General features: G+C 38.1%; 15 protein-coding genes. All 15 read left to right on the top strand.

Features of this window, described 5'->3' with window-relative positions; all coding sequences use genetic code 11:
- The first annotated feature begins 35 nt into the window (after positions 1 to 35).
- Positions 36 to 764 carry a GntR family transcriptional regulator gene (locus tag ACOZBY_RS01915; protein ID WP_008178950.1) on the top strand — a complete coding sequence of 243 codons (729 nt, stop codon included), beginning with the start codon at positions 36 to 38 and terminating at the stop codon, positions 762 to 764.
- Positions 765 to 818: 54 nt separating this feature from the next.
- On the top strand, positions 819 to 1,901 hold the full coding sequence (locus ACOZBY_RS01910; protein ID WP_012293320.1) for a BMP family lipoprotein: 1,083 nt from the start codon (positions 819 to 821) through the stop codon (positions 1,899 to 1,901).
- 443 nt (positions 1,902 to 2,344) lie between these two features.
- Positions 2,345 to 3,892 carry an ABC transporter ATP-binding protein gene (locus tag ACOZBY_RS01905; RefSeq protein ID WP_031419011.1) on the top strand — a complete coding sequence of 516 codons (1,548 nt, stop codon included), beginning with the start codon at positions 2,345 to 2,347 and terminating at the stop codon, positions 3,890 to 3,892.
- The gene (locus tag ACOZBY_RS01900) at positions 3,892 to 4,938 is read left to right on the top strand and encodes an ABC transporter permease (RefSeq protein WP_012293322.1); all 1,047 of its coding nucleotides are present in this window, start codon (positions 3,892 to 3,894) and stop codon (positions 4,936 to 4,938) included. The genes ACOZBY_RS01905 and ACOZBY_RS01900 overlap by 1 nt, the downstream gene beginning before the upstream one ends.
- A gap of 1 nt (position 4,939) precedes the next feature.
- Positions 4,940 to 5,899 (top strand): ABC transporter permease, encoded by a 960-nt coding sequence (locus ACOZBY_RS01895; protein ID WP_012293323.1) that lies wholly within the window; start codon positions 4,940 to 4,942, stop codon positions 5,897 to 5,899.
- Between the two features lie 175 nt (positions 5,900 to 6,074).
- On the top strand, positions 6,075 to 7,346 hold the full coding sequence (gene yfmF / locus ACOZBY_RS01890; RefSeq protein WP_422761364.1) for an EF-P 5-aminopentanol modification-associated protein YfmF: 1,272 nt from the start codon (positions 6,075 to 6,077) through the stop codon (positions 7,344 to 7,346).
- The gene (yfmH, locus tag ACOZBY_RS01885; RefSeq protein ID WP_012293325.1) at positions 7,343 to 8,641 is read left to right on the top strand and encodes an EF-P 5-aminopentanol modification-associated protein YfmH; all 1,299 of its coding nucleotides are present in this window, start codon (positions 7,343 to 7,345) and stop codon (positions 8,639 to 8,641) included. The genes yfmF and yfmH overlap by 4 nt, the downstream gene beginning before the upstream one ends.
- Positions 8,641 to 9,369: an elongation factor P 5-aminopentanone reductase gene (gene ymfI / locus ACOZBY_RS01880; RefSeq protein WP_012293326.1), complete on the top strand. Its 729-nt coding sequence runs from the start codon at positions 8,641 to 8,643 to the stop codon at positions 9,367 to 9,369. Before yfmH ends, ymfI begins: the two co-directional genes overlap by 1 nt.
- A gap of 44 nt (positions 9,370 to 9,413) precedes the next feature.
- On the top strand, positions 9,414 to 9,671 hold the full coding sequence (locus tag ACOZBY_RS01875; RefSeq protein ID WP_008178933.1) for a DUF3243 domain-containing protein: 258 nt from the start codon (positions 9,414 to 9,416) through the stop codon (positions 9,669 to 9,671).
- Between the two features lie 226 nt (positions 9,672 to 9,897).
- Positions 9,898 to 10,683, top strand: coding sequence for a DUF3388 domain-containing protein (locus ACOZBY_RS01870; RefSeq protein WP_008178931.1), 786 nt, complete (start codon positions 9,898 to 9,900; stop codon positions 10,681 to 10,683).
- 16 nt (positions 10,684 to 10,699) lie between these two features.
- Positions 10,700 to 11,629 (top strand): helix-turn-helix domain-containing protein, encoded by a 930-nt coding sequence (locus ACOZBY_RS01865; RefSeq protein WP_012293328.1) that lies wholly within the window; start codon positions 10,700 to 10,702, stop codon positions 11,627 to 11,629.
- Positions 11,630 to 11,676: 47 nt separating this feature from the next.
- Positions 11,677 to 12,255: a CDP-diacylglycerol--glycerol-3-phosphate 3-phosphatidyltransferase gene (gene pgsA, locus ACOZBY_RS01860; RefSeq protein WP_031419015.1), complete on the top strand. Its 579-nt coding sequence runs from the start codon at positions 11,677 to 11,679 to the stop codon at positions 12,253 to 12,255.
- A 17-nt stretch (positions 12,256 to 12,272) separates the two neighbouring features.
- A complete protein-coding gene (locus ACOZBY_RS01855; protein ID WP_012293330.1) occupies positions 12,273 to 13,532 on the top strand; it encodes a competence/damage-inducible protein A in 1,260 nt (419 codons plus the stop codon).
- A gap of 160 nt (positions 13,533 to 13,692) precedes the next feature.
- On the top strand, positions 13,693 to 14,754 hold the full coding sequence (recA, locus tag ACOZBY_RS01850; protein WP_031419019.1) for a recombinase RecA: 1,062 nt from the start codon (positions 13,693 to 13,695) through the stop codon (positions 14,752 to 14,754).
- Positions 14,755 to 15,277: 523 nt separating this feature from the next.
- Positions 15,278 to 16,837, top strand: a complete 1,560-nt coding sequence (gene rny, locus ACOZBY_RS01845; protein WP_012293332.1) for a ribonuclease Y — start codon at positions 15,278 to 15,280, stop codon at positions 16,835 to 16,837.
- Positions 16,838 to 16,845: the final 8 nt, after the last annotated feature.

The following is a 16,845-nucleotide window of genomic DNA, read 5'->3' as shown; positions in this document are numbered from 1 at the left end:
TCAGATGTCTGATCTCTGATTTGGTGGTGATATATGTGACTATTAAAGCAGATCATCGTCATCTCTATCTTCAAGTTATCGATCGTTTAAAATCTGACATTGAGGCTGGCATTTTTAAAGAAAATGAAAAGCTGCCTTCAGAATTTGAATTATCGAAATCACTCGGAGTCAGTCGAGCAACACTTAGAGAAGCACTTCGACTGTTGGAAGAGGAAAATGTGATTGTGCGCCGACATGGGGTTGGGACTTTTGTTAACCCTAAGCCGTTGTTTACATCAGGCATCGAGCATTTATCGAGCATTTCTTCTATGATCGAGGCAGCAGGTATGGAGCCTGGTTCGCGTTTTTTAAAAGCGGCTGAGCACATTCCTTCTGAGGAAGATTTAAAACGCTTCCAATGTGATGGCGACGATAAAATACTCACAATTGAACGTGTCAGAACAGCGGATGGTGAGCCAGTAGTTTACTGTATAGACAAGCTACCCGCAAGCTTCCTGCCTACTGACTTTGTCGAAAAAAAAGAAGTTTCACTGTTCTCTGCTCTTGAGCAATCTGGAAAAATTCATGTTGCCTATGCGGTTACGTATATTGATCCAGTTGGGTATCATGAACAAGCTTCACCGATTTTGAATTGTGGACGTGAAACAGCTCTTTTAGTGTTAAAGCAGTTGCATTACGATGACCATGATCAAGTAGTGCTCTATTCAAAAAATTATTTCCGAGCTGATAAATTCAGCTTCCATGTAGTTCGTAAACGGGTGTAGAACATTTCTAAATTTTTTTCCTGCTAATTACAATACCTTTGGGGGGTTAATTAAATGAAAAAACGTAAATTTGGTTTAGTATTAACATCAGTATTAGCGGCAAGCGCAATTTTAGGTGCTTGTGGTACAAAAGACGAAAAACCTGCAAAAGAAAATGATAATGCTTCAGGTGGAGAAACATCAGAAGAATCATTTTCAGTAGCAATGGTTACTGACGTAGGTGGCGTTGATGACAAATCATTCAACCAATCTGCATGGGAAGGTGTTCAAGCTTACGGAAAAGAACACGGTCTTAAAAAAGGTGATGGTGGCTTTGACTACCTACAATCAGCTTCAGATGCTGACTATGAAACAAACTTAAACAACTTAGTACGTCGTGACTTTAACTTAGTTTATGGTATCGGTTTCATGATGGCTGATGCAATCGATGCAGTAGCAGCTGAAAATCCAGACAATCACTTTGCATTGATTGATGCTGAAGTTAAAGCAGACAACGTAGTAAACGTACTGTTCAAAGAGCAAGAAGGTGCATTCTTAGCTGGTGTTGCTGCAGCAAAAATGTCTAAATCAGGTAAAATCGGCTTCGTAGGTGGCGTAGATATTCCAGTTATTAACCGCTTCCACGCAGGTTTTGTTGAAGGCGCTAAAGCAGTAAATCCAGATATCGATATCCAAGTAAAATATACGGGTGCATTTGATAAAGCAGATCTAGGAAAAATCACTGCTAACAGCATGTACTCTTCAGGTGTAGATGTAATCTTCCACGCTGCTGGGGCAACTGGTAATGGTGTATTCTCAGAAGCAAAAGAACGTAAAGCAAAAGATCCAAATGCGGATGTATGGGTAATCGGTGTAGATGCTGACCAATACGAAGAAGGTAAAGTAGACGATAAAACAAATGTAACTTTAACTTCAATGTTAAAAGGCGTTAACACAGCAGTAGTAGATATTTCAAACAGAGCGAAAAACGGTGACTTCCCTGGTGGAGAAACACTTGTTTATGGTTTAGCTGAAGATGGGGTTAAACTTGCAGATTCTCGCGGTGCAATTCCAGAAGATGTACAAAAAGTAATCGATGAATATAAAGAAAAAATTGCTAAGGGTGAAATCAAAGTTCCAGAAAAAGTGGAAAAATAATTCATCTTTTGATCATCATAAGGGACTTTTAAGAAGGACCTTATGATGATTTTTCAATCTATCGTTATATTTAGATTATTCGCAATTCTCTATTTAACTAGATTTATATGAACCTTTTAGAGGTAGTATTAATGATTTTCATAATGATGGTAACAAGTTAATAGAAGAAAGGTTTCTAACGATGACCTTTCCTGTATTAATTTAGCAAAACACCTACCTCTATAGGTGGGATTAATCAGTAAATAAAAGATAGCCTTTGGTAACGAAAGCGGTCTAAAGAATTAGTGAACTGTAGCAAAAAAAAGCTCTAACGGTCATCTAGTTTATATACATTTCGAATACTGGATGTATTGCTAATCTGTGCCATCAGTCATAGTAGAGGCAGATACTAAACGCTAAGGCGGAATTACTTTATAAAAGTGCCTATTAAGGGAGTGACAATATTGGAACATGTGATTGAAATGCTAGGAATCCGGAAAGAATTCGGTAATTTCGTGGCGAATAATAATATCACCCTCCAACTGAAACAAGGCGAAATCCATGCATTGCTTGGAGAGAATGGTGCAGGTAAATCGACTTTGATGAACGTCCTTTTTGGTTTGTATCAACCAGAGGGTGGCGAAATTCGCGTTCGTGGGAAAGCTGTGAAAATTACAAACCCAAATGTTGCCAATGATTTAGGGATTGGTATGGTGCATCAGCACTTTATGTTGGTAGAGAATTTTACAGTAACAGAAAATATTATTTTAGGCTCCGAGCCAACTAAAATGGGTATTGTCAATATAAAAGATGCAGCAAAAAAAGTACAAGCCCTTTCTGAGAAGTATGGCTTGGATGTTGATCCTAATGCTAAAATTGAAGACATCACTGTTGGTATGCAACAACGTGTTGAAATATTAAAAACATTATATCGTGGTGCTGAAATTTTAATCTTTGATGAACCAACAGCCTCTTTAACACCACAAGAGATTATGGAATTAATTCAAATTATGCGTCGTCTTATTGCGGAGGGAAAATCTATTATTTTGATTACCCACAAGCTAAAAGAAATTATGGAAGTGTCCGATCGTGTAACGATTATCCGTAAAGGTGAAGGAATTGGCACTGTTGTAACCGCTGACACAAATCCTGATCAGCTAGCTGAAATGATGGTTGGCCGACAAGTTGAATTTAAAACAGAAAAAACGGATGCGAATCCAACTGATGAAGTACTTGCGATCCATGACTTAGTTGTAACGGATTACCGTGATATTGATAAGGTAAAAGGTCTGAACTTAAAGGTTCGTAAAGGTGAAATTGTCGGTATAGCAGGTATTGATGGAAATGGTCAATCAGAATTAATCGAGGCGATTACAGGTCTTCGTAAAATTAAAAGTGGTACTGTCGAACTAAACGGTAAAAATATTACAAATTTGAAGCCGCGTAGCATTACAGAAGAAGGCGTTGGACATATTCCGCAAGACCGTCATAAGCATGGTCTAGTGTTAGATTTCCCAATTGGTCATAATATTGCGCTACAAACGTATTACCAATCTCCTATAGCAAAAGGCTTTGTCATGGACTATAAAAAAGTGTCAGAGAAAGCTAATCAAATTATTAAAGAATACGACGTGCGTACAGGGAATGGCGAAATGACACCTGCCCGTGCATTATCTGGTGGTAACCAACAAAAAGCTATTATTGGTCGTGAAATTGACCGTAATCCTGATTTATTAATTGCCGCTCTACCAACACGAGGTCTGGACGTAGGGGCAATTGAATTTATTCACTCGCGTCTAATTGAGCAACGCGATAAAGGAAAAGCCGTTCTGTTAATTTCCTTTGAATTAGATGAGGTTATGAATGTATCGGATCGCATTGCCGTTATTTATGATGGTCAAATTGTGGATGAATTAAATCCTAAAGAAACAACAGAACAAGAGCTTGGCTTATTAATGGCCGGCCAAAGTAAAAAAAATAATAAGCATGATGCGAAGGAGGGGAACGACTAATGTCAAATCGTGTCATTAATATACTCGTTCCTATCATCTCTATCATTATCGGTTTAATTGTAGGGGCTATCGTCATGGTAGTCAGTGGCTATGACCCAGTACAAGGTTATATCGCTCTTTGGACAGGTATATTTGGAGATTCATACTCAATAGGGAACACAATTCGTCAAATTACACCATATATATTGGCAGGTCTTGCAGTAGCGTTTGCCTTCCGTACAGGGCTGTTTAATATTGGTGTTGAAGGTCAGCTTATTTTAGGTTGGCTAGCTGCAGCTTGGGTTGGTTATGCATTTGAGCTACCTAAAGTCATTCATTTACCATTGGCATTACTTGCAGCAGCAGCAGCAGGTGCATTTTGGGCCTTTATTGCAGGTTTCTTAAAAGCGAAATTTAAAGTGCATGAAGTAATTGCGACAATTATGCTTAACTATACTGCGTTATATATTGCCAACGCGGTCATTAAAAAATTGTCAGATGGTAGCTTTAAAACAGAACGTATTCATGAATCAGCTTCATTACGTTCTCCGTTTTTAAGAGAGCTTACAGACAACTCAAGTCTTCACTATGGGATCATTGTTGCACTATTAATGGTTGTAGTTATGTGGTTCATTTTAGAAAAAACAACTCGTGGATATGAGCTGAAAGCTGTAGGGTTCAACAAAAACGCTGCAGATTATGCGGGTATGAGTGTTAACAAAAACATTATTTTAGCGATGACTATTTCAGGTATGTTTGCGGGTCTTGGGGGAGCGATGGAAGCTCTAGGTACGTTCCAAAACGCATCCATTAAACCTGGCTTCACAGGAATTGGGTTCGATGGTATCGCCGTAGCCTTACTTGGTGCAAATACACCACTTGGCGTAGTATTCGGGGCATCACTTTTTGGTTCATTAAAATATGGTGCATTAAATATGCCAAATGCTGCCGGTATTCCAGAAGAAATTGTATCGATTATCATCGCGTTAATTATCTTCTTCGTAGCATCAGGCTATATTATTCGAGTAGGCTTACAGAAGCTGAGCAAGAAAAAGGAGGGACAATAACATGAGCTTTTTAGAAATGTTATATTTCATCATCCCTTCAGCGATTCTTTATGCAACACCTTTGATTTTTACAGCCATCGGTGGGGTATTCTCTGAACGCTCTGGTGTTGTCAACATCGGGCTAGAGGGCTTAATGATTGTTGGTGCTTTTGTTGGTATATTTATTAATTTAGAATTTGCTTCATCATTAGGTGCGGCAACTGTTTGGGTAGCAATGCTAGCGGCTATTGTAATTGGTGCGATTTTCTCACTTTTCCATGCCGTTGCTTCTATTTCCTTCCGAGCTGATCAAACGGTATCAGGGGTAGCTATTAACTTACTAGGTTTAGCTGCTACTGTATTCTTAGTAAAAATGATTTATGATAAAGGTCAAACAGATATGATTGACCAACCGATTCGCCGTTTTGGAATTCCTTATTTAGAGGACATCCCATTCTTTGGTCGTTTATTGTTCCATGATGTTTACAGTACGTCTATTCTGGCGTTTGTGGTAGCATTTGGTGCTTGGTTTATTATTTATAAAACTCCATTTGGCTTACGCCTTCGCGCTGTAGGTGAGCACCCAATGGCAGCAGATACAATGGGGATTAACGTCAATAAAATGCGTTATATTGCTGTTATGATTTCTGGGGCTCTAGGTGGACTTGGTGGTGCTGTCTATGCACAAACAATTACACATGACTTCTCACATGCAACAATTGCTGGTCAAGGCTTCATGGCGATCGCTGCCATGATTTTCGGGAAATGGCATCCAATTGGTGCGCTAGGTGCAGCCCTATTCTTCGGTTTGGCACAAACATTAAGTATTGCGGGGAACCAAATTCCTTTCATCGAAAATGTTCCAGCCGTTTATTTACAAATCTTACCGTATGTGCTAACAATCCTTGCTTTAGCAGGCTTTATCGGTAAAGCGAATGCTCCTAAGGCAAGTGGACAACCATATATTAAAGGTAAGCGTTAAAATAAGTCATGATCAAAGACTGAGTGAAATATGCTCAGTCTTTTTTTCCATGTTGAATGCATATAATTTATAATTTTTCCCATACATACTTTGGATTCTTTTTGCAATTATAGACAGTAGACATGTATAGTATGTGTAGTACATCGTTATATTAAGAAGGATAGGAGGGTTTCATATGTTTAAAACTATACCTTTTGCCAAAGGTGTCAATTTGCATATCCGACAAACGACCCAATTTAAAACCGTAAATTTTTCAATTAAATGGAGAAGAGCATTAACGGCTAAAAGTGCATCGGAACGTACTGTATTAACCAATGTCCTGCAGCATAGTAATGCTAAATATAAAACAACCGCTGCTTTTCGAAGCTTTTTAGACGATCTATATGGCACTGTTTTATATTTTGATACGTCTAAAAGAGGGAATGAGCATACAGTCCTCATGAATGTGGAGACTGTAAATGATCACTATTTAGCAAATACAAGTGTGTTAAATGACGTACTTGGTTTACTGCATACGGCTATTTTTGAGCCTAATTTAGAAAATGGAGTCTTTAAGGAATCCATTGTGGAACGAGAAAAGAAGACAGTTATACAACGTATTGAATCTATTTTCGATGATAAATCTCGCTTTGCTCAATTCCGCTTACAGCAAATCCTAAGACCAAATGAACCAGCATCTATTTCGGCAAATGGTAGTGTCGAGGAAATTCAAAAAATTACACCTTCCTCCTTATTTGAGGCTTATCAATCCATGCTAGCTAACGATAAAATAGATATTTATGTTGCTGGGGATATTAATGAAGAGGAAATTGTAGCGAAATTAAAAAAAGCGCTACCATTTAATGATCGTATGCCTGAAGAAGTGCCAGCCGTTCTTCCGCAACAGCATCCTCAAAACGATTTTGTTCGAGAACAGCATGAGATGAAGCAAGGGAAGCTTCACATTGGCTTTAGTACGCCTGTAAGATTTGGTAATCCAGACTTTGCTAAAATGCAGATTTTTAATGGTATTTTCGGTGGTTATCCACATGCAAAATTATTTATGAATGTTCGTGAAAAAGAGAGTCTGGCTTATTATGCTTCTAGCTCCTATGCTTCACATTATGGTCTTGTATTTGTAGTTTCTGGGATTGAGGCTAAAAATGAGGAAAAGGCGTTATCTTTAATTAAAGAACAGCTTATGACAATGCAGTCTGGTAACATAACAGATTTAGAACTAGAACAAACAAAAGCTATGCTCACGAATCAATTAAAAGAGTCCTTGGATTCTGCCCGTGGACAAATCGAAATTTTTGATCAATATAAAGATTTACCGGAGGAGTTCTCTGTAGAATCTTGGGCAAATAAGTGGAAAGCTGTGACGAAGGAAGATGTTGTGGACATGGCGAAGCAAGTGCAGCTTGAAGCGGTCTATTTCTTAAGTGGAAAGGAGCAAGCCGCACAATGAAAACAATTGAATTTAAGCAACTAGATGAAACCCTTTATTATGAAAAGCTTGAAAATGGTTTAGATGTATATATATTGCCGAAAAAAGGTTTTTCTAAAACATTTGTAACTTTTACAACGAAGTATGGTTCTATTGATCGCACGTTTATACCGATTGGTCAAACAGAAAGCATTACTGTGCCAGATGGAATCGCTCACTTCTTAGAGCATAAGATGTTTGAAAAAGAAGATGGAGATGTCTTCCAAAAGTTCAGTGAATATGGTGCTTCTGCTAACGCCTTTACATCGTTTACGCGTACGGCATACTTATTCTCTTCAACTGATAACATTTACAAAAGTACTGAAACGTTATTGAATTTTGTACAGGAGCCATACTTTACAGAAGCGACTGTCAACAAAGAAAAAGGAATTATTGGGCAAGAAATTACGATGTATGATGATCAACCAGATTGGCGTTTATATTTTGGTACGATTGAAAATATGTATCATCATCACCCCGTAAAAATTGATATTGCTGGGACAATTGAATCGATTGATGGCATTACGGCGGATCATTTATATACGTGCTACAATACGTTTTATCACCCATCTAATATGCTATTATTTGTGATTGGTGCGGTTGACCCAGAGGAAATGATGACTTTTATCCGTGAAAATCAGGGTAAAAAAGAGTTTTCTGAGCCTGCATCCATTGAACGTTTCTTTGAGGAAGAACCAACTGAGGTAGCGATTAGCGAACGAACATTAAACATGGATGTACAAAAGCCTAAGGTTTATGTTGGATTGAAGGCAAAAGAAACCAATTTGTCAGGTCGAGAAATGTTAAAGCATGAGCTATCTGTTCAAATTGCGCTGGAACTTATTTTTGGACGTACATCTAATTTTTATGAACGTGTTTACGAAGAAGGTTTAATTGATGAAACATATGCGTTTGATTTTACATTAGAAAATGGTTTTGGATTTGCAATGATTGGTTCTGATTCTTCAGAGCCTGATAAATTAACATCGGCAATTAAAGAAGAATTGGCCAAATTTGAAGGGAATTCACAATTTGAAAGTGCTGATCTTGAACGTATTAAACGCAAAAAAATTGGTTTCTTCTTACGTGCTTTGAATTCTATAGAATTTATCGCTAACCAATTTACTCGTTATTCCTTTAATGACATGAATTTATTTGATGTTGTACCAGTTCTTGAGGAATTAACAATTGATGATTTGTACAAAGCGTTTGTCTCAGTTCAGGGTGAATCTCAACAAACCGTGTTTAAAATTTTACCAAGTAAGCAGGATGCCTAGTGAAAAAGTTTGCTCTTGTACTAGGTGCTTCAGGTGAAATTGGTCACGCTATTTGTCATAGCTTGGCTGAAGAAGGCTGGTCTATCTATTTACACTATTCAACTAATAAAAATGCTGCAGAAACTTTATGCGATACACTTACTAAAACTTTCCCTGCACAAGAATTTATGCTTGTACAGGGGGATTTTTCAATTGTAACAGGAGCAGAAATGGTAGCCGCACAGATTTTTAATGTGCAGGCTATTATTTTCGCAAATGGACAAGCGCATTATTCGCTGCTAGAGGATACAACAGTGGAAGATATGGACGCATTATGGAGAGTCCATGTTCAAAATCCGATGAGGCTGACAGCTTTACTATCTGAAAAGCTTCGTCAGCATGATGTCAGCTATGTATTATTTATCGGCTCTATATGGGGAGAAGCTGGATCTGCTGGGGAGGCGCTGTACGCAACTGTAAAAGGAGCACAACATGCATTTGTTAAATCCTACGCAAAGGAAGCAGCATTATCTCGTATTCGAGTAAATGCCATTGCTCCTGGCTTCATTAATACATCGATGAACAGTCATTTAAGCAAAGAGGAGCTTAATTATATTTTGGAGGATATTCCTCTAGGCTCAATTGGACAAACAATAGACGTGGCTGAGATGGTTCGTTTTTATTTGTCTGGGAAAGCCGATTACGTGACAGGACAAATCATTCGATTAAATGGTGGTTGGTACATATAATCTTCTTTTTTACACATACTACATGTGTAAAGGAGGAGAAACATATGACCATTTTAGAAAACTGGCAAAAATGGACATCGTTTTTAGGACAAAACGTTATGCAAGCTGAATCAAGTGGCATGCCTAAGAAAATGATTCAAGCAGCTGCTGTCCAAATTGGTGAATATTTAGCTTCAAATGTAGATCCTAAAAACGAGCAAGAGCGAGTGCTGTCGGATTTATGGGGCGTTGCCTCTGAAGATGAAAAGCATGCATTGGCGAATTGTGTCGTTAAGCTTGTCCAAAATAAGCATGTGCAATAAAAAAAGAGGAGAGCTTATCTCCTCTTTTTTCTATATAAAAAATTTATTTTTTTGTGAAAACGGGAACGTATGTAAGCCTTATTTCTATGCATTCAAAAAAAATAGTAAGTTTTTAAAAATAACGCCGCAATTCCATGTATTCTAACTTTCCATTACATAAAAAATCAGCTATGATGGAACTTATAAAGGATTTTTTACGTTAACTAATAGGAAGGGAACGAGTGTGTTGAGCGATTGGTACTTTGAATATGAGATTCAGGTGAATCGCCCTGGATTATTAGGAGATATTGCTTCACTTTTAGGGATGCTTCGTGTCAATATTATTTCAATCAATGGTGTCGATGAGGATCGGCGTGGTATGTTAGTGCATACAGACAACGATGAGGCAATTGAACGCTTTCGTACAATTGTTTCGACAATGGAACATATTAACGTAACCAAATTTCGACAACCAAAACTTCGAGACCGCTTAGCTATTAGACACGGTCGTTATATTCCAAGAGATGCAGACGAAAAAAACACTTTCCACTTCGTAAGAGATGAACTTGGTATTTTAGTCGATTTTATGGCCGAACTCTTTAAAAAAGAGGGACATAAGCTGATTGGTATCCGTGGCATGCCACGTGTTGGTAAAACGGAGTCTATAGTAGCAGCAAGTGTTTGTGCCAATAAAAAGTGGATTTTTCTATCGTCCACGATGATAAAACAAACGGTTCGTAATAAATTAGTGGGGGATGAATTTAGTCGTAATAATATCTTTATTTTAGATGGTATTGTGACTCGTCGTTCATCTGATGAGCGACATCTACAATTAGTGCGTGAAATGATGAATATGCCATGCATCAAGGTTGTAGAGCATCCAGATATGTTTGTTCAGCATTCCGAATATAAAATAGAGGATTTTGATTATATTATTGAATTACGTCATCACACAGATGAAGAAATTACTTATGAAATAATGGAAAAAAATCATATGTCCGAATCCGATTCATTTGGTGGATTTAATTTTTAATTTGATGTTAAAGTAGGTGTTATTAGTGGCAGAATTAGGGACTCGACTGAAAGAGGCGAGACTGTCTAAAGGCTACAGCTTAGACGATTTACAAGAAATAACGAAAATTCAAAAGCGTTATTTAGTAGGAATTGAAGAGGGCAATTATTCCATTATGCCTGGCTCGTTTTATGTACGAGCTTTTATTAAACAATATGCAGATGCGGTTGGTTTAAATGCAGAAGAAATATTAGAGACTTATAAAAATGAACTGCCGAGTACTCCAAATGATCAAGTAAGTCAATCTATCACGAATAGTCCAAGCAGAAGAAAGGTCACGAAAGGCCCTTCCAATAAAATGATGGAGGCAATGCCGAAAATCATTGTTGCGTTATTTATTGTCGTAATCATTGTAGCAATATGGGTGCTATGGCAATCTAAAAACAGTCCAGGGACAAGCGAAGGCAACACAACGTCTCCTGAAATTGAATACGATACGAATGTTAAGCCTATTGATAGTGCGAAAGATAAGAAAGAAAAAGAAGAAAAAGATGCTCTGAAAAATGACCAAAAAGATACAGATTCTAAAGAAGAAACACCAACTGATGAAGATCAAACTGATCAAACTGAAGAGATCAAGCAAACCATTTCCGCGGGTACTGTTGAAGCAGATGGAGAAACAACTTCATACACGTTAACAGGTACAGATACACTGAAACTGAAAATTGAGGTTTCAGGTCCTACATTTGTTGGTATTCGTAATCAACAGCAACAAGAATTATTAACGGATACTCGTGTTTATAATGCTGGTGAAGTGGTAGAATTTGACGCGACGACTCAAAATTATGTTCGTATCCGTCTTGGTAATTCTACGCAAGCTAAAATCTATATTAATGACGAGCTTCTCACATATGCACAGCAAGTTGTAACTCAAAATATCGTCATCAATTTCAATAAAGAACAGTAGTCATCATGTGATGGCTACTTTCTTTCATCATGAAAGGTGTTAGAAAAATGAACATACCAAATAAAATTACCATCTCACGAATCTTGCTTATTCCATTTTTTGTCATTGTTATGATGTTTGATTTTGGCTGGGGAACATTGACTCTATTTGGGGCAGAGATGCCAATCCATCATTTTATAGGTGCACTTATTTTTATTTTAGCTTCGACAACTGATTGGGTAGATGGTTATTATGCACGTAAGTATAATCTTGTGACTACATTTGGGAAATTTTTAGATCCCTTAGCTGATAAATTACTTGTATCAGCAGCGTTTATTTTAATGGTAGAGCTTGATATGGCACCAGCCTGGGTGATTATTATTATTATTAGCCGTGAATTCGCTGTTACGGGTTTACGCCTTATTTTGGCAGGTGGAGGAGAGGTCGTAGCGGCCAATCAGCTTGGCAAAATCAAGACTTGGGCACAAATAGTAGCAATCGCTGCTGCGCTTTTACACAACACAATTTTCGAACTCATTGGTATTCCTTTTGATATGATAATGCTATATGTAGCATTGTTCTTTACGCTATGGTCTGGGTGGGACTACTTCTACCTTAATCGACGTGTTTTACTTGAGTCTAAATAAGAAAGGTCTTGTGAATCATGAATGCTGAAATTCTAGCGGTGGGCTCAGAGCTATTATTAGGTCAAATTACGAATACAAATGCGAGATTTATCTCGAACCAGTTATCCGAGCTAGGCATTAATGTTTTTTACCATACAGTAGTTGGTGATAATGCAAAACGTTTAGAACAAGCTATTGAAGTGGCAGAATCTCGTGCAGATTTAATTATATTTTCGGGAGGACTAGGACCTACGAAAGATGATTTAACAAAAGAAACGATTGCTCGCCATCTCGGTGTTTCTCTTGAGTTTGATGAGGTAGCATTAACTTATATTGAGCAGTTTTTTGCCAAGCGAGGACGTCCTATGACGGAGAATAACCGGAAACAGGCTTTAATTCTAGCTGGAAGCGAAATACTAGCGAATCACCATGGAATGGCGCCTGGTATGATTTTCAACAATAATAATCATACGTATATCTTACTTCCAGGGCCACCAAAAGAGCTTGAGCCTATGTTTCAATTTGAGGCGAAGCCTAAACTTGCCGCGATGCTTAATGATGGAGGGATTATTGCCTCACATGTGATGCGTTTTTATGGCATTGGTGAAGCCGAACTTGAAGTTCAGGTACAGGATATTTTAGATGCTCAAACAAATCCAACCGTCGCTCCACTTGCGTCGGATGGTGAGGTAACATTGCGCGTAACAGCAAAGGCAGAAACAGAACAGCAAGCCCAGCAACTTATTGCTGCCAAAGTGGCTGAGATACAAGCCCTTGTTGGTGACTATCAGTATGGTATGGATGATGATTCACTTGCTTCAAAGACAGTTGAAATGCTCTTAGATAATCATCTTACTATTTCTGCTGCGGAAAGTTTAACAGCAGGATTGTTTCAATCGGAGCTTGCAGAAATTCCAGGGGTAGGGGACGCACTCATTGGAGGTGTCGTGACCTATGCGGCAGAAGCAAAAGTAAAGCATCTTGGTATTTCACAAGAATTAATAGATACGCACGGCGTTGTTAGTGGTGAATGTGCTGCTGCAATGGCAAGTGCAGTTCGGAAACAATTTGGTACAAACATTGGAATTGGGCTAACAGGGGAAGCAGGGCCTACAGCACATGACCATCAGCCAGTAGGAACGGTTTGGATTGGTATTGCCATCAATGATGAGGAGCCACTTACATACTTACTTCATTTATCTGGTATGCGAAATACAAATCGACTTCGTGCAGTGAAATTTACATGCCATTATTTAATGCAGCTTTTAGAAGAACGCGGTTATACAAAACGATATTAACATAGAGTGAAAATAGGAATTTGGGTAGAGAAAAACTATCCAAATTTTTATTTTGTATAAAAATCGAATAAATGTTCGCTTTTTTCTTGCGTGTTTTCTCAAAAACAAGTATAGTAGAGATAGACAAACACAGTGAACAGTTTTCGAAGGAGGAAAATGAATGAGTGATCGTAAAGCAGCCTTAGAACAGGCTTTAAAACAAATTGAAAAGAATTTTGGTAAAGGTTCAATTATGAAACTCGGTGAAAAAACCGATTTAGAAATTGCCACATCTTCAAGTGGATCACTAGCACTTGACGCTGCATTAGGCGTAGGTGGTTATCCACGTGGACGTATTATTGAAGTGTATGGTCCTGAATCGTCAGGTAAAACAACAGTTGCTTTACATGCTATTGCTGAAGTACAAGCAAAAGGTGGACAAGCAGCATTTATTGATGCAGAACATGCATTAGACCCTATCTATGCTCAAAAATTAGGTGTCAATATTGATGAGCTATTATTATCACAACCAGATACAGGGGAGCAAGCACTTGAAATTGCAGAAGCACTAGTTCGTAGTGGTGCAATTGATATTATTGTTATTGACTCCGTTGCTGCTCTAGTGCCAAAAGCTGAAATTGAAGGAGATATGGGGGATTCTCATGTCGGCTTACAAGCCCGCTTAATGTCACAGGCATTACGTAAACTTTCAGGTTCTATTAACAAATCAAAAACGATTGCTATTTTCATTAACCAAATTCGCGAAAAGATTGGGGTAATGTTCGGAAACCCTGAAACAACACCAGGTGGACGTGCCCTTAAATTCTACAGCTCTGTACGTTTAGAAGTTCGCCGTGCAGAAGCTATTAAGCAAGGTAATGATATTGTTGGTAACCGTACGAAAATTAAAATTGTCAAAAATAAAGTAGCGCCGCCATTCCGTACAGCTGAAGTTGATATTATGTATGGAGAAGGTATTTCTAAAGAAGGCGAAACAGTTGATTTAGGTGTAGAATTAGACATCGTGCAAAAAAGTGGTTCTTGGTATGCCTACGGTGATGAGCGTCTAGGTCAAGGGCGAGAAAATGCAAAACAGTATTTAAAAGAAAACCCTGCTGTTTTGGAAGATATCTCGAACAAAATTCGATCCTCTTATGGTATTGCAGCTTCTTCCTATACAATTGCTGCGCATGAAGAAGACGAGATGGATGAAGAATTAATGTCACTTCTTGATGAAGAATAATCAAACGATTGCATTGTTCCCAATTTATTAAGGGAACAATGCTTTTTTTGTCTATAATCTAAAATTTTTACACATAATAAGATAGAAGCTATATGCCTCAGAAATTATTTCTTATGTACTGGGTGGACGTAAAAGGTATAAAAGGTAAATTTTTTTCTAGTGTAAAAGTTATAGGGAAAAAATTCACTGAATGGATAGGACTTACTTTTTTTCTGTTTAGAGGGCGAACAGGTGCCCGACTATCCTTGACAGAGCTGATGGCTAGCTATACAATTAAATATGTATAATTTCTGAATTATGACTTTAAATAGGCAGTACATTTTATCTTCATTTAGCAAAAGTTTTATAGTTAAATATCCTTTTCGAAGGATGTCAAAACGCCTACTGAATGCAGATAATACCTTTGGTCAATTAAACGGATTTTGTTTTAAAGGCTAACAAAATCTTGTACAATTTGCCAAGGGACATAGATGTATGCGCCGACTGAAACTGTAATACCCAAATAGCAAGAGGAGGTGTTCATATGGATGGAATTACTATCATCTCCGCTTTGCTTGGACTCATCGTTGGTGCCGCTGTTAGCTATATCTACATGAAAAAAGTGAATGACTCAAAAATCACTGGTGCTAAACATGTCGCTGAAACAATCGTTGAAGAAGGAAAACGAGAAGCGGAGGCATTAAAGAAAGAAGCACTACTTGAAGCCAAAGATGAAACTCACAAATTTCGTACTGAAGCCGAAAATGACATTCGTGAACGTCGTTTAGAACTTCAAAAACAAGAGAACCGTTTATTGCAAAGAGAAGAGAATCTTGATCGCAAGGATGATACTCTAAATAAGAGAGAAGCAAGCTTAGAGCGTAAAGAACAAGCTCTAGCTGAAAGACAACAGCATATTGAACAGATGGAGAGCAAAGTGGACGAGCTCGTTGCATCACAAAAAACAGAACTAGAACGTATTTCTGCTTTAACTAGAGAAGAAGCAAAATCAATTATCTTAAATGAAGTAGAAAAAGAGCTAGCAACTGATATTGCTGTGATGACGAAGGAAGCTGAGACACGTGCAAAAGAAGACTCAGATAAAAAGGCACGTGAAATCTTATCATTGGCACTACAACGATTTGCTGCAGACCATGTAGCTGAAACAACAGTATCTGTTGTAAACTTGCCAAATGATGAAATGAAAGGTCGCATCATTGGTCGTGAAGGCCGTAATATTCGTACGTTGGAAACGTTAACAGGCATTGATTTAATTATTGATGATACTCCAGAAGCGGTTATTTTATCAGGCTTTGATCCAATCCGTCGTGAAACGGCTCGACTTGCACTTGAAAAACTTGTACAGGATGGTCGCATTCACCCAGCTCGTATTGAAGAAATGGTGGAAAAATCTCGTCGTGAAGTGGATGAACAAATCCGCGAAACTGGTGAGCAAACTACATTTGAAATTGGCATTCATAACTTACATCCAGATTTAATGAAAATTTTAGGCCGCATGAAATATCGTACAAGCTATGGACAAAATGTTCTCAAACATTCAATTGAAGTCGCGCATTTGGCAGGTTTACTGGCAGCTGAATTAGGTGAAGATGTGGCGTTAGCTCGTCGCGCAGGCTTATTACATGATATTGGTAAAGCCATTGACCATGAGGTAGAAGGTAGCCATGTTGAGATTGGCGTGGAATTAGCAACAAAATACAAGGAACACCCAGTCGTTATTAATAGTATTGCTTCGCATCATGGTGATACAGAAGCAACATCTGTTATCGCGGTATTAGTTGCGGCAGCTGACGCATTGTCAGCAGCTCGTCCAGGTGCACGAAGTGAAACACTTGAAAACTATATCCGCAGACTTGAAAAATTAGAGGAAATTTCAGAAAGCTATGATGGCGTAGAGAAATCTTATGCAATTCAAGCGGGACGTGAAATCCGAATAATCGTACAACCTGAAAAAATTGATGATTTAGCTTCTCATCGTCTTGCACGTGATATTCGCAAGCGTATTGAGGAAGAATTAGATTATCCAGGTCATATTAAAGTAACAGTCATTCGCGAAACTCGTGCTGTAGAGTACGCGAAATAATATTGAAA

Source organism: Lysinibacillus sp. NPDC056220 (genome assembly GCF_049315265.1).
In the GTDB taxonomy this organism is placed as follows: domain Bacteria; phylum Bacillota; class Bacilli; order Bacillales_A; family Planococcaceae; genus Lysinibacillus; species Lysinibacillus pinottii.
The sequence above is the reverse complement of the archived record's forward strand: the minus strand, read 5'-3'. Positions and strand labels throughout refer to the sequence as shown.

Excerpts from the sequence above, each read along its gene's own strand:
- ACOZBY_RS01910 (WP_012293320.1), top strand. The coding sequence starts at position 819 with ATGAAAAAACGTAAATTTGGTTTAGTATTAACATCAGTATTAGCGGCA.
- ACOZBY_RS01900 (WP_012293322.1), top strand. The coding sequence starts at position 3,892 with ATGTCAAATCGTGTCATTAATATACTCGTTCCTATCATCTCTATCATT.
- ACOZBY_RS01895 (WP_012293323.1), top strand. The coding sequence starts at position 4,940 with ATGAGCTTTTTAGAAATGTTATATTTCATCATCCCTTCAGCGATTCTT.
- yfmF (WP_422761364.1), top strand. The coding sequence starts at position 6,075 with ATGTTTAAAACTATACCTTTTGCCAAAGGTGTCAATTTGCATATCCGA.
- yfmH (WP_012293325.1), top strand. The coding sequence starts at position 7,343 with ATGAAAACAATTGAATTTAAGCAACTAGATGAAACCCTTTATTATGAA.
- ACOZBY_RS01875 (WP_008178933.1), top strand. The coding sequence starts at position 9,414 with ATGACCATTTTAGAAAACTGGCAAAAATGGACATCGTTTTTAGGACAA.
- pgsA (WP_031419015.1), top strand. The coding sequence starts at position 11,677 with ATGAACATACCAAATAAAATTACCATCTCACGAATCTTGCTTATTCCA.
- ACOZBY_RS01855 (WP_012293330.1), top strand. The coding sequence starts at position 12,273 with ATGAATGCTGAAATTCTAGCGGTGGGCTCAGAGCTATTATTAGGTCAA.
- recA (WP_031419019.1), top strand. The coding sequence starts at position 13,693 with ATGAGTGATCGTAAAGCAGCCTTAGAACAGGCTTTAAAACAAATTGAA.
- rny (WP_012293332.1), top strand. The coding sequence starts at position 15,278 with ATGGATGGAATTACTATCATCTCCGCTTTGCTTGGACTCATCGTTGGT.